Below are 14,401 nucleotides of genomic sequence, written 5' to 3'. Positions count from 1 at the left end.
CTTTTTTATTTATTGACACACTTAATTCTCAAACACAAAATTAATTTTATTATCTTTCCACTCTAGCTTCGCATCAAACGTTTTCTCGCCCTTTGTAAAGCCTTTAATTAAATCGGTCTTTTCACCTTTTAAGAGCTTTGTCATATTTTTTTGCGAAATTGTTTTACTTAATATCTTCTTTGAGATAGTAAAATCACATTGTGTCGTGTTGTAGTTAGAACAACCGTAAAACGTTGATTTATCAATCACATCGCCATCACATTTTTTACAACTACCAACCTTTTTACCTGTTGTAAATTTCGATCCTTTTCGCTCAATCGATTCAACATGTAATCCAGTGAAATCCCACTTCTCTGACATTTCCACTGCATCTTCAATAATTTTAGCTGATAGCTTTTTCGTTTGCTCCATAAATGTAGCTGGTGATGCTGTGCCTTCCCCGATTTCCGCGAGGCGCTGCTCCCATTTCGCTGTCATTTCTGGTGAAGCTAGTATTTTGTCTCCGATTGCAGTAATTAACACTTTCCCTTTATCGGTTGCATACACTTGGTTTTTCTTCACATCTATATATTTACGGTCTTTCAGCATCGTAATAATTCCAGCGCGAGTTGCCTCTGTACCTAAACCTTCTGTTTTCTTTAATACTTTCTCAAGCTCTTCGTTCTCTAAATACTTACCTGCGGTTTTCATTAACGTAATAAGTTGTCCTTCTGTATAACGCTTCGGTGGCTGTGTTTTTCCTTCTTTCACTTTCACCTTTACAACTTTCCCTTGTTCACCTTCTGCGACAATTGGAAGAATTGTTTCGTCATCTTTATCATCTTGGAAAATAACTTTACGCCAACCTTCTTGAATTTGCTGTTTTCCTTTTGAAATGAATTCAGCACGTTCATCTACAAGCGTTATAATCGTCGTATAATCAAAGATTGCAACTTCATAGTGAGCGGCAATCAGTCTTCTTACGATCATATCGTAAATTTTCTTTTCATCACCTGATAATCTGCTTGGATTTGTAACTTGCTCTGTCGGAATAATAGCGTAGTGATCTGTAACTTTTTTTTCATTCACATAACGCTTATTATTCATAATCGATTCTATTGGTGCTGGCAATAACCCTTTATATTCATCAAACTGACTTAACTTCTGTAAAATATCAGGGAACGTCGCTGCTTCTCCTTGTGTAACATAGTTAGAATCTGAACGCGGATAAGAAACTATCCCTTTTTGATATAGTGCTTGTGTTATATCAAGCGTCTTTTTCGGTGAAAATTTGAACGCTTTATTTGCTGTAGCTTGTAGTGACGATAAGTTAAATAAAAGCGGTGGCTGAAACTCTTTACGCTCCGTTTTCATTTCCTTCACTTCAGCCGGTTTCCCTTGGCAAAATGCCGCAATTTTATTTGCCATATCAGGGTCTTGTAAGCGGGATTCACTATCCTTCTCCCATTTCCCCTCATACTTCTTTCCTTCTATATTAAAGGTTGCAAACACTTCCCAAAACGGCTCAGACTTAAAGTTTTCTATTTCTTTTTCACGCTTTACAATTAACGCGAGTGTCGGAGTTTGTACTCGACCAGCGGAAAATACATCGTTCATTCCTTTTTTCTTTAGCAAAATACTAAAGACACGCGATGCATTCATACCAACAACCCAGTCTGCACATGACCTTGTATACGCCTCATAGTACGTATTAATTGTATCTGCTTCATCCAGTAAATTTTTAAATCCTTGGTATATAGCTTGTTTCGTTAAAGATGAAATCCAAAGACGCTTCATCGGCTTTTGCACGTTGCAAAGGTTAATAATATTTCGTACAATCAATTCCCCTTCACGCCCGGCATCGCCCGCGTGAATAATTTCTGTTACCTGTGGATTATGTAACAGCTGTTTCACAACGTTAAACTGTTTATACTTCGACTTTGTTACTTCAAATTGAAAACGCTCTGGAATCATAGGTAACGTATTAAGTGACCATTTTTTCCACTCTGCGTGATAATGCTCTGGATTACATAACTGCGTCAAATGACCAATTGCCCATGTACAGTACGCTCCATTTGGAAATAACTCATTCGCTTCTACTTCTAAATAGCCATCTTTTCGGCGATATTTAAACTGTGAAACAAGAGCCAAACCTTGATCTGGTTTCTCGGCAATAATTAATTTCATTTTATAACTCCCTATCTGTATTCCAGTGTTACTTTCATTGTCTATCTGTTTAGAGACGATGATAAAACAACAATCTTATTTATCATTCGCGGTTTGTCTCGCAAATGGGAGACCTATAATATTATACGCTTATTCTTTATGGCTTCACAATAGAAACTCTTCATTTAACTCTTACATTCACATGCTCATAATTAAAAAGACGCCCTAAAAAATCAGGAGCCTTCTTGCTTACAATTATGAAATTGTGCAGATAATATGCAGAGATAAATAAGCATAAGTACTCTCCATATGAACATATGATGAAATGAACGATAGGACAGGGAGGTATCATAATGTTAGCTTACACATTAACGGCCTTAACACTTTGTTGGATCTCGATTTTTATTACATCATATATTTCTAAACGTAAGGGTACCCTAATGGAGTATATGGTATTTATTATGTCTTTTAGTATGAGTACGGGTTTAAGTATCGGTTTTTATTTCGGTATTCTTTTTAAAGGAGAATTACTATATTCTACTTTGCTTGCTATTTTGATTAGTGGTTGTATCGGTTTTTTAGTCGGTCTACGGTTTCACCTATTTACCGCTTTAGAAGGAATGTTCTCTGGATTCATGGCAAGTATGATAGGAGCAATGATTACAGAAATGCTAAACGCTCAACAAGCTCATAGTATACTGTTTATTAGCCTTTTACTTACGATAACAATAACTATGTCATGTATAATTCAACTTTTATCAGAAACTTTTTCTGCTTTTATCCAAAGGCGTTTTTTGTTATTACTATCAATTAGTGTGGTAATTATCGTTTCCGTATTCGTGACATTCCCAGATCATACTCCCCCATCTTCACCCGGGCATGATCAACATATACATTGACTCTTGCAACGAAAATGACTAAGCAGCTATCCATAGGATAACTGCTTCATATTATTCTGGCTTATTAGGAATGTTTGGGTTGGGAACATAGTCAGATTTATAATCTGTATATTTCACTTCTGTTACCATCCCGGCGGAAGCATGGTGTAAATCATGACAGTGGAACATCCAATCACCCGGATTGTCTGCTACAAAAGCTACTTCATATTCTTCACCTGGTTTTAGGTTCAAAGTATCTTTCACAATTGGAGAACCTTCTATCGGTTTTCCATCTTTACTCAACACCTGGAAGAAGTGACCATGTAAATGCATTGGATGATCGTCCATTTTAGAACGATTTACCAATTTCACTTTTACTAAATCACCCTTTTTTACTGGAATCGGGTCAATATTCGGAAATACCTTTCCGTTAATTGTATATACCATTTCATTTCCATTCATTTGCGTATTCAAGTCCATATTATATGTGGCAGTATACGGCTGATTTAACGTGAAACTTCCTAATTTTTTAGTACCATATTTCGTCATGTCTAATTTTGATAACTTCTCTTTTTCGTTTGCTTTGTCTTTCATCTCTTTACTACCTTCATATTCAATAACAGCTTTCATTCCTTTTGCACCTTTATTTTCTGAATGGTCTTCAACATACCATTTCCCAGGATTATTAGCAGTAAATTCAATATCATAACGTTCACCCGGTGCGATTGAAATTACTTTATCCTTAATAACTTTTGGATCATTTATTGGTTGGCCATCTGTCGCAATTACTTTTATATCATGACCGTGAACATGTATATCATGTGATAGATAACCAGCATTAACGAGTCGAAGACGAACTTTATCTCCCTGATTCACTTTTAATGGTTCTACTACATCCCCGCTTTTACCATTGATTGTGAATAAATCATACATACTCATATCATGACCTTCCATCTTCATATTTCCATGGTCCATTCCTTCCATATTACTAGAGTCTTTTTTATCACTGTCCATGTCCATACCGGAATGATCCATACCGTTCTTATCATCATTCTTTTTCTTATTTTCCTTAGATTTATTACCTTTTTGCCCTTTTGTCATTTCTTTTAACTGTTTATTAATCTCTTCTTTATCTGTTACCCATTCATCTAACATTAATGTGTAATCTTTATCATATTTTTCCTTTGTATCTTCTACAATGAGCGCTCCATATAAACCTCTATCTAATTGATTTACAGAATCTTGATGTGAATGATACCAATACGTTCCTGGTATGTTCGCCTCAAATTCATAGGTGAAACTTTTTCCTGATTCAACCGCATCTTGCGTCACGCCTGGAATTCCATCCATATTATTTGGGACAGGATATCCATGCCAATGAATAGATACAGGTGCAGATAATTCATTTTTCAATGTTACTTTCACCTTTTCTCCTTTTTTCACTCGAATTTCTGGACCAGGAGATGAGCCATTAAATGTCCAGACTGGAACAATAACACCGTTACTTAATTTTTGTTTTTCTTCTTTCGCTATTAAAGTCACTTCTGGTCCTTTTTCAACTTTCAATGGTTTTGTAGCCGTTTCAATCTCTGGTGTTTTTTTATCATTCATATTTTTATGATCGTTTGTTGTATTTGTGGTCGCGGAACATGCAGCAATTATAGATATGACAGAGACTATCACTGCTGTTAATACAAATCGCTTCATGGAAAACCCCTCCTTTTTCTTTTTCAAAATCATTATAAAAAATGATTTTCAAGAAAATATGGAGATGTGCAATGAGCCAAATAAAAAGACGCCCAAAATTGAGCGCCTCTACTAATGATTATTTTGTAACAACTTCATCTACTTTTACATTCACATTATTTTCTCTCATAAACGCTTCAATCTCTTCAACTTCTCTAATGATATCTTTTGACAAGTTTTCATGTCCGTCTTTCGTTACAAGAATGTCATCTTCAATACGAATTCCAATCGATTCTTCTTCAATATAAAGACCGGGTTCAATTGTTATTACCATACCTTCTTCTAACACTCTATCTTTATATGTTCCTACATCATGCGTATCTAAACCAAGGAAATGGCTAACACCATGATAATAGTATTTTGATAACTCTTCGTCTTCTTGAATTAAACCAATTGCTTTACACTCTTCTGCTAGTACCTTTTTCGTATGCTCATTTAATGCAGCAAACTTTACTCCTGGCTTAATAAGTTCTGTTGTTTCTTTCAATGCTTTTAATACAATATTATACATTTGTTTTTGGCGACTAGAGAATGTTCCATTTGCCGGGAAAGTATAACTAATATCAGCATTATAGTAGTCTTTTTGAGCGCCTAAATCTAGTAGTACTAAATCACCATTTTGAATTTGTGCATCATTATCTTCATAATGAAGAACTGTAGCATTTTTCCCACTTGCCAAAATTGTATTGAACGCATGATGCTTAATGCCAGATGACTTCAGTGTGAAATCAAACTGAGCTTCTAGTTCATACTCCATCATGTCAGCTTTTGCATGCTTAAGTACGTTGTAAATACCCTCTTTCGTTACAGCAATTGCTTCTTTAATGATTTCAATTTCTTCTTCTGTTTTAAACACTCGTAATTCACAAATATTCGGATATACATTACCAATTAAAACGTGTGGATACTGTTCTCTTACATGTTTAGCAAATGCTTGCGTTTTTGTCTCCGTACCATTCCACTCACGACGCTCTAAATCTAAATATAGATGCTTCACATTTTCTGTGAAAAGTATATTCGACATTGTCTTTTCAAAGCTATCTAAATATACAACTTTCTTTATACCAGAAATCCCCTCTGCTTCTTCGTTAGAAACTGTTTTACCGACCCATTTTTCCATTACTGGATCCGACTTTTCAATGAAAAGTGTTTCTTCTACACTATTTCCAAACTTCTTCAACATGAAAATAACATTTGGTTCATTAATTCCTGTTACATAGTAAAAATTTCGATTCGGCACAAATTTATAATGTGCATCCGCTGACATGTGAGGTGCTTGTCCAGCGAATAAAATAGTAATAGATTCATCTGGTAATGTGTTTACTAATCGTTCTCTATTTTGAGAAAAAAATGTTGATTTCATAATAATCCCCCTAGCATTCTATGTATACTTTTATATTTAATTACCTAATACAATTCATTCTATTATTGTTATAATTTTTCGTCAATTAATAGTGTTCATTTAGACAGTAATACTTTCATTACTAGGCACTTTTCACTCACAATTATGCATATCACTCCACAATTTCTTGACATTTATTCCATATACTTAACATCTCATATTTAGGAAAGGAGCTACAACTTTGACACATTATATAGCAACAGGATTAGCAATTACTTCTTTATTATTCATTTCAGGATGTTCTAACAACGCCGAAACAGCACCGGCGAAGAAAGACACGGTGCAATCTCAGCCAAAACATACAGAAACAGTAACTACGAGTCCGCAAAACTTCTATAAGGAAACTACATCTGGAAAAATCGAGCACATTCACGGAATTGGCTTTGCAGGAAATATGCCTGGGGTTTCTATCGCCACTCATAGCGGGATAAAAGTTTACCAAAATGGAAAATGGCTTGAAACTAAGACTGAGCTACATGATTATATGGGATTTCAGGCAACGAAGAACGGATTCTTTGCCAGCGGTCATCCTGCACCAGGCACAAATTTAAAAAATCCTTTAGGGTTAATGAAAAGTTCTGATGGCGGTAATACCCTTGAAAAGCTAGCTTTTTACGGAGAATCTGATTTTCATAACCTTGCTGTCGGATATAATACAGAAGCCATTTATTTATACAATGAGCGTCCAAATTCTAAATTGCAACAAGGTTTTTATTTCAGTACGAACAACGGACAAGATTGGAAAAATAGTAAGTTAAAAGGTCTTTCAAGTACGATTCATTCCTTCTCCGTACATCCGGATCAATCTAGTGTAGTCGCGGTAAGTACTAAAGACGGTGTTTACTTATCTACAGATTACGGAAATACATTTGAACTATTCTCTACATCACTTGAATCAACAGCAGTTACATTAAGCAATGAAGAGGTTATTTACGCCCCTATCAATAAGAAAATCGTAACGAAGAAATCAATTGCTACAAATGAAGAGACAAACATACAAATTCCAGCTTTAGATGCTAAAGATGCAATTATGTACATATCACAAAACCCTCAAAATTCAGCTGAAATTGTATTTGCTACAATGAAAGCTAATGTGTTCCTTTCTACAGATGAGGGGAAAACGTGGAAGCAGATTACGAAAGAGGGAGCATTCCAATTTAATTAGAAAGGTGAATATAACGTGTTTTCAACAATTAGTGAATGGAGCTATCAACTCATGTCTCCTTTAATGGATGTCGCGAATGCTACGAAATCAGTACCTCTATTATTTGCGTTTTTATTAGGCGTAGTAGGTACCCTTGCTCCTTGCCAATTAACAGGAAACATTAGCACTGTTACACTTTATGGCAATCAATCTTTACAAAAAGGACATGCATGGAAACATATATTGTTATTCATTTTAGGAAAAATAATAGCTTTTACAACACTTGGACTATTCGTATGGTTTTTAGGAAAAGAGATGCAGCAAATATTAACTTTGTACTTCCCGTGGTTACGAAAAATAATTGGACCTTTATTAATTTTAATAGGGCTAATGTTGGCAGGTATTATAAAGAGCAGAAATTTCTTCTCAATCAAATTTATACGAAAACAAAATGAAGTTGGCTCATTTTTACTTGGGTTCTTCTTTTCCTTAGCTTTCTGTCCGACTATGTTCGTTCTATTTTTCGGAACGTTAATCCCTTTATCTTTCTCATATAATTATGGATACTTGTTTCCGACATTCTTTTCGATAGGAACTGCTCTCCCTATCGTTATATTACTATTCATCATCTCCTACCTTGGATTAAATGGGGCACTACTTAAAAAGAGCCGAAAAATAGGAAAAAACATTCAACTTGTAGCAGGGATACTACTCATTTTAGTTGGACTTTATGATACTACTCTCTATTGGTAATACATACAAAAGGTAAGCTACAGTGAAATGAGCTTACCTTTTTTGCCAATTATATTTAACTCTTCTGCATGCCCTGTTGCTTCATCTCCCACTTTTTATACAGTAGTACTGCACCAAATAAAAATACCCCCGCAGCAAATGAAGCTACTGGTAACATTTTTATCATTTCATCAGGAAATACGAGCGGAAGTAATGGAAATGCATAAGCTGCTGGAATACTTACTCCAACGATTTTTAATAAAATAATCATTACTATCATATTGAATAAAGTGACTACAATCCATGAATCAATTGCAAAATACAATAAAGTTCCAACAGTTGCTGATGTAGTTAATACTAATATTTGTTTAAATGCCATTTTTTCATTGTATATCGGCCTTTGAAGTGATTCATACACGACAACTAGTATTGGCGGAATAACTGCTAATTGTTCATAACCAGTTATCCAACATAAACTGATCCACACGAAATTTAATACTAGAAATACAGTCATATATTTATATTGTATATTCACTTTTCGCTCAATACCGTTGTTCAATTTAAATATAAGAACACCGACCATTAATATAAATGTTAAAGCGCAGACTGCGATAACAAATGACCATTCCGTCGCATTTGTTACTAATGGTAATAAACCTGTCGCAATAGATGGTGCTAAATTGGATTGAATCACACGTAAAAACAGCATCATCAGTACAAGCGTTAAGCTTACTTTCCCTAAATAGACTATCTCCATTTGATTCACCATAAAACCGATCACAGCAGTTATTGACGGTGCAATAAAGATTTTTTCTGGTTGTCTTAACCATCCTGGCTCACGATACGCCCATAAAGCAATTGCCATTGCTGCTATTTCCGGCAAAATGACTTCTGGATCATTTAATAACACACCTGCTGTTACCATAGCTAAAATAAATAAAATTGCAATCGTATATGAGATGATAATTTCTTTCTTTGAAATTACTGCATTCATTATTACATACTCCTTTTTCTTATTACTTTCATAATGTAAAATAACACGTTAATATACCCTACTAAGGTATTGTATATTAACATGTTTTCTATTTCAAGTATTAGTAGTTATTTACACTCATTCTTATCCCATACACTTACAAAACAAGGAATGTTTACAGGCATTGACACTTATTAAAAGATACGTTACAATAACTATACATTAGTAAGTAACTAATGTAATTAAAACTAACTAGAGGTGAATCAAATGAAAAACATTTTATTCCGTATTAACGAATTATCAAAAAAAGAAAAAGCATCTGGATTAACAGTTGATGAAAAACAAGAACAACAAATGTTGCGTCACAACTATACAAAAACATTTCGTGGAAGCTTAGATTCCATTTTATTAAACACAAAAATTGTTGATCAACATGGTCTTAACGTTACACCAGCCGCATTACAAGATGCTCAAATACGTTTAAAATTAAGCAAATGAAATCAAAGCTAAAAAAACAATCTTATAAAACATAAAAAGAGCCGGAATTCCTATTTAGAAATTCCAGCTCTTTTTATTGTTTTTTCTAATTTAACATATGAACGATACATCGCAATTCTCCACGATACAATCATCGTAAATGCGAGCAAGAAAAACATTCCGCTTAACTGTGCTAAATCAATTGATTGACTTAAATATGATTTTAGCGCTACTCGTACAACCAATAATCCGACTAAAATAAATATAAATGCTTTTGACGGTTTCATAAATATATGTTCGGCCCTTATTTCGAGCTTAGTTGTTTTAATTAGAAATATAGAAAAAATAAGTCCTACGCTAATTGCCTCTACTATTTCTAACGATGTTAATCGAAACTCCGGTATGAAGTACATCATTGCACCAGTACTCATAAAAATTGGCGGTAATATAATTTTCTTTTTCGTTACCGGTTTTTTCGCTGCTTTAAAGCGCAGAAACATGACACCAATAGCCATACAAACCGCTACAATACTTGATAAAAGTGCTATCATACTCTCCCCACTCCTATCTACTTAACAGACTTTTTGAGCAAAATCATAAACCAAACGAGCCCGATACTTATAATAACATGACCTAATCCAGCCATATGGCTTAAACCGTTAAAGTCAGTTCCATTTACTTGTAGAAGACCTCTCCATAGCATTGTAGCAATAGTAAAAATTAATCCTACATTATAAACAACAAACCATGTAATAAAGCTCTTTGTTTCTTGTACATGAAACACTTTACATAAAGCTAAAGCAATTAAAAAGAATACGAAACCGAGCACTAATACATGTGTATGCACCAATTGCAACATTGTGGACCCTTTAATTCCCTGTGCTTTCGTATACTCTCTTGCAAATACTCCTGATAATAAACCAATAATTAAGTAAATGAATGCCGCATTATATAACCTCTTCATTTTATTCCTCCTGTTGTAAACTTTCTATATTCGCTGCAATTATTTTAAGCAAAGTTTATGAACGGAATATGAACAAAATATTACATTCAACTTTTGAAAATAAAAAAGCCATCCCACAATTCATAATTGCGGAATGGCTTTTCAACTTATTTTAAATCTTCTATCGAGAAAGCGCCTGGAAGTAATTGCTCAACAGTCACTTCTTTTTCATCGCCTTTTACATTCGTTAGTAAAACTGGCATTTTCGGTTCACAGAATTCAGCTATCACTTGTCTACAAGCACCACATGGTGAAATCGGTCCATCCGTTTCGCCTGTAATAACTAAGTAACTAAAATCGCGCTCACCTTCTGATACTGCTTTAAAGATCGCTGTTCTTTCTGCACAGTTACATAAACCGTAAGAAGCATTTTCTATATTACAACCAGTATAGATTTTACCTTCTTTCGTAACTAACGCTGCACCAACAGGAAATTTTGAATACGGAATATATGCTTTTGCTAACATCTTATTTGCTTCTTCGATATATTTTTTCTTATCCATATTATTTCCTCCTCAAAGTAAGTGTAATTATGATTAGTCAGTAATAACTGTATGAACTAATTTAGGAGCCACTGCTGTTTCAGCGATAGAAATGTTCTCATAGATTTTTGCTTTTACATCTTCTACATTTTCACGGTTTGCATAGATTGTTACGAATGGTTCGCCTTCTTTTACTGCATCGCCAACTTTTTTACGTAACATTAATCCTACTGCTAAATCGATTTCATCTTCTTTTGTTGCACGTCCAGCACCTAGTAACATAGCTGCGATACCGATTTCATCTGCAACAATGTTAGAAATAACACCTGAAGTTTTAGCCGGTACATCAATTACATACTTCGCCTGTGGCATTTTTTCTGGATTGTCTACAATTGAGCTATCTCCGCCTTGATTGCTTAAGAACTCTTTAAACTTCTCAGTTGCTTTTCCGTTTTTCATAACTTCAATTAGCATTTCACGAGCTTCTTCTAACGTATTTGCTTTTTTCGCAAGTACGACCATTTGACTTCCTAATACAAGTACTAATTCTGTTAAATCTTCTGGACCTTCACCTTTTAACGTATCAATCGCTTCTTTCACTTCTAGAGCATTACCAATCGCAAATCCAAGCGGTTGTGACATATCTGAAATAACAGCCATAGTTTGACGTCCTACATTATTTCCGATACGTACCATTGCATGTGCTAATTCTTTTGCATCTTCTTCTGTTTTCATAAATGCGCCAGCACCTGTTTTTACATCAAGTACAATTGCGTCAGCGCCAGCTGCAATTTTTTTACTCATAATTGAACTTGCGATTAAAGGAATTGAGTTTACTGTTCCTGTTACATCGCGTAATGCATAAATCTTTTTATCTGCAGGTGTTAAGTTTCCTGTTTGTCCAATAACAGCTACTTTGTCGCGGTTTACAATATCAATGAACTGCTCTTTCGTAATTTCAACGTGGAATCCTTCTACCGCTTCTAATTTATCAATTGTTCCGCCTGTATGTCCTAAACCACGACCAGACATTTTTGCTACTGGTACATCTAAAGCAGCTACTAATGGTCCTAATACTAATGTTGTTGTATCACCAACACCGCCAGTTGAATGTTTGTCTACTTTAATTCCTTCAATTGCTGATAAGTCGATCGTTTCTCCAGACTCCACCATTGCCATCGTTAAATCTGCACGTTCACGATCTGTCATATCTTTAAAGAAGATTGCCATTGCAAGTGCACTCACTTGATAATCAGGAATACTTCCATCTGTATATCCATTAATAAAGAACTTGATTTCTTCAGTCGTTAATTCTTTGCCGTCACGTTTTTTTGCAATAATATCTACCATTCTCATTACAATCACCATTCCTTTTTATATGATATAAATCTATTAAAATAATAAACCAACGATTGTTGCTGATAAGAAACTTACTAATGTTGCACCGAACAGTAATTTCAAACCAAATCTCGCGACTACATTCCCTTGCTTTTCATTTAAGCTCTTAACTGCCCCTGCAATAATTCCAATTGAAGAGAAGTTTGCAAATGAAACTAAGAATACAGATATAATCGCTGTCGTTCTGTCTGAGAAATTAAAGTTTCCTTGTGCTAAATCTGTCATAGCGACAAATTCATTTGATACTAATTTTGTTGCCATAATATTTCCGGCATTAACTGCTTCATGCCAAGGTACACCCATAATAAATGCAAATGGTGCAAATACATAACCAAGGATTTCTTGGAATGAGATACCAATCACACCTTTAAATACGGCATTAATGAATGCGATAAGAGCAACGAAACCAACTAGCATAGCTGCTACTGTAATCGCAACTTTAAATCCATCTATAATGTATTCCCCTAATACTTCAAAGAAAGTCTTTTTCTCTTCTTCTTGTACTTCTAACATATCTTCTTCTTCAGTAACTTCATACGGGTTAATGATAGAAGCGATAATAAAACCACCGAATAAGTTAAGAACTAAAGCGGTTACAACATATTGCGGTTTTAATAACACCATATATGATCCGACGATAGACATTGAAACGGTAGACATTGCAGATGCACATAATGTATACATTCTTTTCTCTGGCAATAATCCTAGTTGCTTCTTAACTGAAATAAACACTTCAGATTGTCCTAAAATCGCCGAAGCAACTGCATTATATGATTCTAGTTTCCCCATTCCATTTACTTTACTTAATGCTAGACCGATAGATTTCACAATAATAGGTAACACTTTAATGTGTTGCAAAATACCTATTAAAGCTGAAATAAATACGATTGGCATTAATACACTTAAAAAGAACGAAAACTCTTTTTGATTTACTAATCCACCAAATACGAAATTCACACCATCAGCAGCATATTTTAATAACTCTCCAAAACCATCTGCTATTCCGCTAATTAATATATTCCCTACACTTGTATTTAATAATAAAAACCCCAAAATGAATTGTAAAATAACCATCGTTATGATTGGGCGATATTTGACTTTCTTTCTATTATTGCTAGCAAGCCAAGCGATACCTAAAATCAATACGAGGCCAAAAATACCAATTAAATATTTCATAAGCCGTCTCCTCCCATTCGTATCCGCTTACATTTTTTTCAATTGTTAAAGCAATAGATACACTTTACTTTGTGTATCTATTGCTTTTGATTTCATTAATGATTAGTAGTTATCTGTAGCACCTTTTGCATCATTTAATACGATTGCAACACTAGCACTTGCTCCAACGCGAGAAGCTCCAGCAGCTACCATTTTGTCTGCATCTTCACGTGTACGAACGCCACCAGATGCTTTTACACCAACGTTTGGTCCTACTGTTTTACGCATTAATGCGATATCTTCAGCAGTTGCTCCGCCAGTTGAGAATCCAGTTGAAGTTTTTACGAAGTCAGCACCAGCTTTTACTGATAATTCACAAGCGCGTACTTTCTCTTCATCTGTTAATAGGCAAGTTTCAATGATTACTTTTACAAGAGCTTTTCCTTTTGCTGCTTGTACTACTTCATAAATATCTTTTTCAACGAACTCGTTATCGCCATCTTTTAAAGCGCCTACGTTGATTACCATATCAACTTCAGTTGCACCTTTTGCGATAGCATCTTTTGTTTCGAAAGCTTTTGTTTCAGTAGTGCTTGCTCCTAATGGGAAACCGATTACAGTACAAACATCTACGTCATGTCCAGCTAATTCTTCAGCAGCTAGCTTCACCCATGTAGGATTAATACAAACAGAAGCGAATTTATATTCCTTTGCTTCTTCGATTACTTTCATAACATCTTCTTTTGTAGTATTAGCTTTTAAAATTGTATGGTCAATTAACTTTGCAATATTCATTATCTTCACTCCTCATATCTTTTAACAACTTCATTCTAACCCTTAGTTGAACAAATGTAAATACACTTTTG

Annotated in this window: 14 protein-coding genes; 4 read left to right on the top strand and 10 right to left on the bottom strand. The window is 34.7% G+C overall.

From position 1 onward, the window contains the following. Positions 1–21: 21 nt before the first annotated feature. Positions 22–2,166 (bottom strand): DNA topoisomerase III, encoded by a 2,145-nt coding sequence (gene topB, locus MR113_RS10400; RefSeq protein WP_242254027.1) that lies wholly within the window; start codon positions 2,164–2,166, stop codon positions 22–24. Between the two features lie 332 nt (positions 2,167–2,498). Here topB and MR113_RS10395 point away from each other — a divergent pair, with 332 nt between their 5' ends. Further along, positions 2,499–3,044: a hypothetical protein gene (locus MR113_RS10395; RefSeq protein WP_242254026.1), complete on the top strand. Its 546-nt coding sequence runs from the start codon at positions 2,499–2,501 to the stop codon at positions 3,042–3,044. 51 nt (positions 3,045–3,095) lie between these two features. On the opposite strand, the gene MR113_RS10390 is transcribed toward MR113_RS10395, so the two are convergent. Together MR113_RS10390 and MR113_RS10385 are read right to left on the bottom strand one after the other, a co-directional pair. Continuing rightward, entirely contained in the window at positions 3,096–4,730 is a 1,635-nt protein-coding gene (locus MR113_RS10390; RefSeq protein WP_242254025.1) for a multicopper oxidase family protein, read from the bottom strand. A gap of 118 nt (positions 4,731–4,848) precedes the next feature. Further along, complete coding sequence (locus MR113_RS10385) at positions 4,849–6,132, bottom strand: aminopeptidase P family protein (RefSeq protein ID WP_242254024.1); 1,284 nt, start codon at positions 6,130–6,132, stop codon at positions 4,849–4,851. 220 nt (positions 6,133–6,352) lie between these two features. Between MR113_RS10385 and MR113_RS10380 the strand changes: the two genes are divergently transcribed. Then, positions 6,353–7,336 carry a F510_1955 family glycosylhydrolase gene (locus MR113_RS10380; protein ID WP_242254022.1) on the top strand — a complete coding sequence of 328 codons (984 nt, stop codon included), beginning with the start codon at positions 6,353–6,355 and terminating at the stop codon, positions 7,334–7,336. A gap of 15 nt (positions 7,337–7,351) precedes the next feature. Then, complete coding sequence (locus MR113_RS10375) at positions 7,352–8,068, top strand: urease accessory protein UreH domain-containing protein (RefSeq protein WP_242254020.1); 717 nt, start codon at positions 7,352–7,354, stop codon at positions 8,066–8,068. Positions 8,069–8,123: 55 nt separating this feature from the next. Here MR113_RS10375 and MR113_RS10370 read toward each other — a convergent pair whose 3' ends face one another. Further along, a complete protein-coding gene (locus MR113_RS10370; protein WP_242254018.1) occupies positions 8,124–9,041 on the bottom strand; it encodes a hypothetical protein in 918 nt (305 codons plus the stop codon). Between the two features lie 246 nt (positions 9,042–9,287). Here MR113_RS10370 and MR113_RS10365 point away from each other — a divergent pair, with 246 nt between their 5' ends. Then, positions 9,288–9,518, top strand: coding sequence for a DUF896 domain-containing protein (locus tag MR113_RS10365; RefSeq protein ID WP_000789774.1), 231 nt, complete (start codon positions 9,288–9,290; stop codon positions 9,516–9,518). 50 nt (positions 9,519–9,568) lie between these two features. Here MR113_RS10365 and MR113_RS10360 read toward each other — a convergent pair whose 3' ends face one another. The 6 genes from MR113_RS10360 to deoC all read right to left on the bottom strand — a co-directional run bounded on the left by MR113_RS10360 (position 9,569) and on the right by deoC (position 14,330). After that, the gene (locus MR113_RS10360; protein WP_242254016.1) at positions 9,569–10,048 is read right to left on the bottom strand and encodes a CcdC family protein; all 480 of its coding nucleotides are present in this window, start codon (positions 10,046–10,048) and stop codon (positions 9,569–9,571) included. A gap of 17 nt (positions 10,049–10,065) precedes the next feature. Beyond that, positions 10,066–10,461, bottom strand: a complete 396-nt coding sequence (locus MR113_RS10355) for a DUF2871 domain-containing protein (protein WP_242254014.1) — start codon at positions 10,459–10,461, stop codon at positions 10,066–10,068. Between the two features lie 146 nt (positions 10,462–10,607). Continuing rightward, positions 10,608–11,003, bottom strand: coding sequence for a cytidine deaminase (locus tag MR113_RS10350; protein WP_000358522.1), 396 nt, complete (start codon positions 11,001–11,003; stop codon positions 10,608–10,610). Positions 11,004–11,036: 33 nt separating this feature from the next. Beyond that, positions 11,037–12,338, bottom strand: a complete 1,302-nt coding sequence (locus tag MR113_RS10345; RefSeq protein WP_001983022.1) for a pyrimidine-nucleoside phosphorylase — start codon at positions 12,336–12,338, stop codon at positions 11,037–11,039. Between the two features lie 36 nt (positions 12,339–12,374). Next, on the bottom strand, positions 12,375–13,556 hold the full coding sequence (locus MR113_RS10340; protein ID WP_000876173.1) for a NupC/NupG family nucleoside CNT transporter: 1,182 nt from the start codon (positions 13,554–13,556) through the stop codon (positions 12,375–12,377). A gap of 102 nt (positions 13,557–13,658) precedes the next feature. After that, entirely contained in the window at positions 13,659–14,330 is a 672-nt protein-coding gene (gene deoC / locus MR113_RS10335; protein WP_001017444.1) for a deoxyribose-phosphate aldolase, read from the bottom strand. Positions 14,331–14,401: the final 71 nt, after the last annotated feature.

It is taken from the genome of Bacillus cereus group sp. BfR-BA-01379, from assembly GCF_022663605.1.
Classification (GTDB): domain Bacteria; phylum Bacillota; class Bacilli; order Bacillales; family Bacillaceae_G; genus Bacillus_A; species Bacillus_A mobilis.
This window is presented reverse-complemented; position numbering and strand designations above follow the sequence as displayed.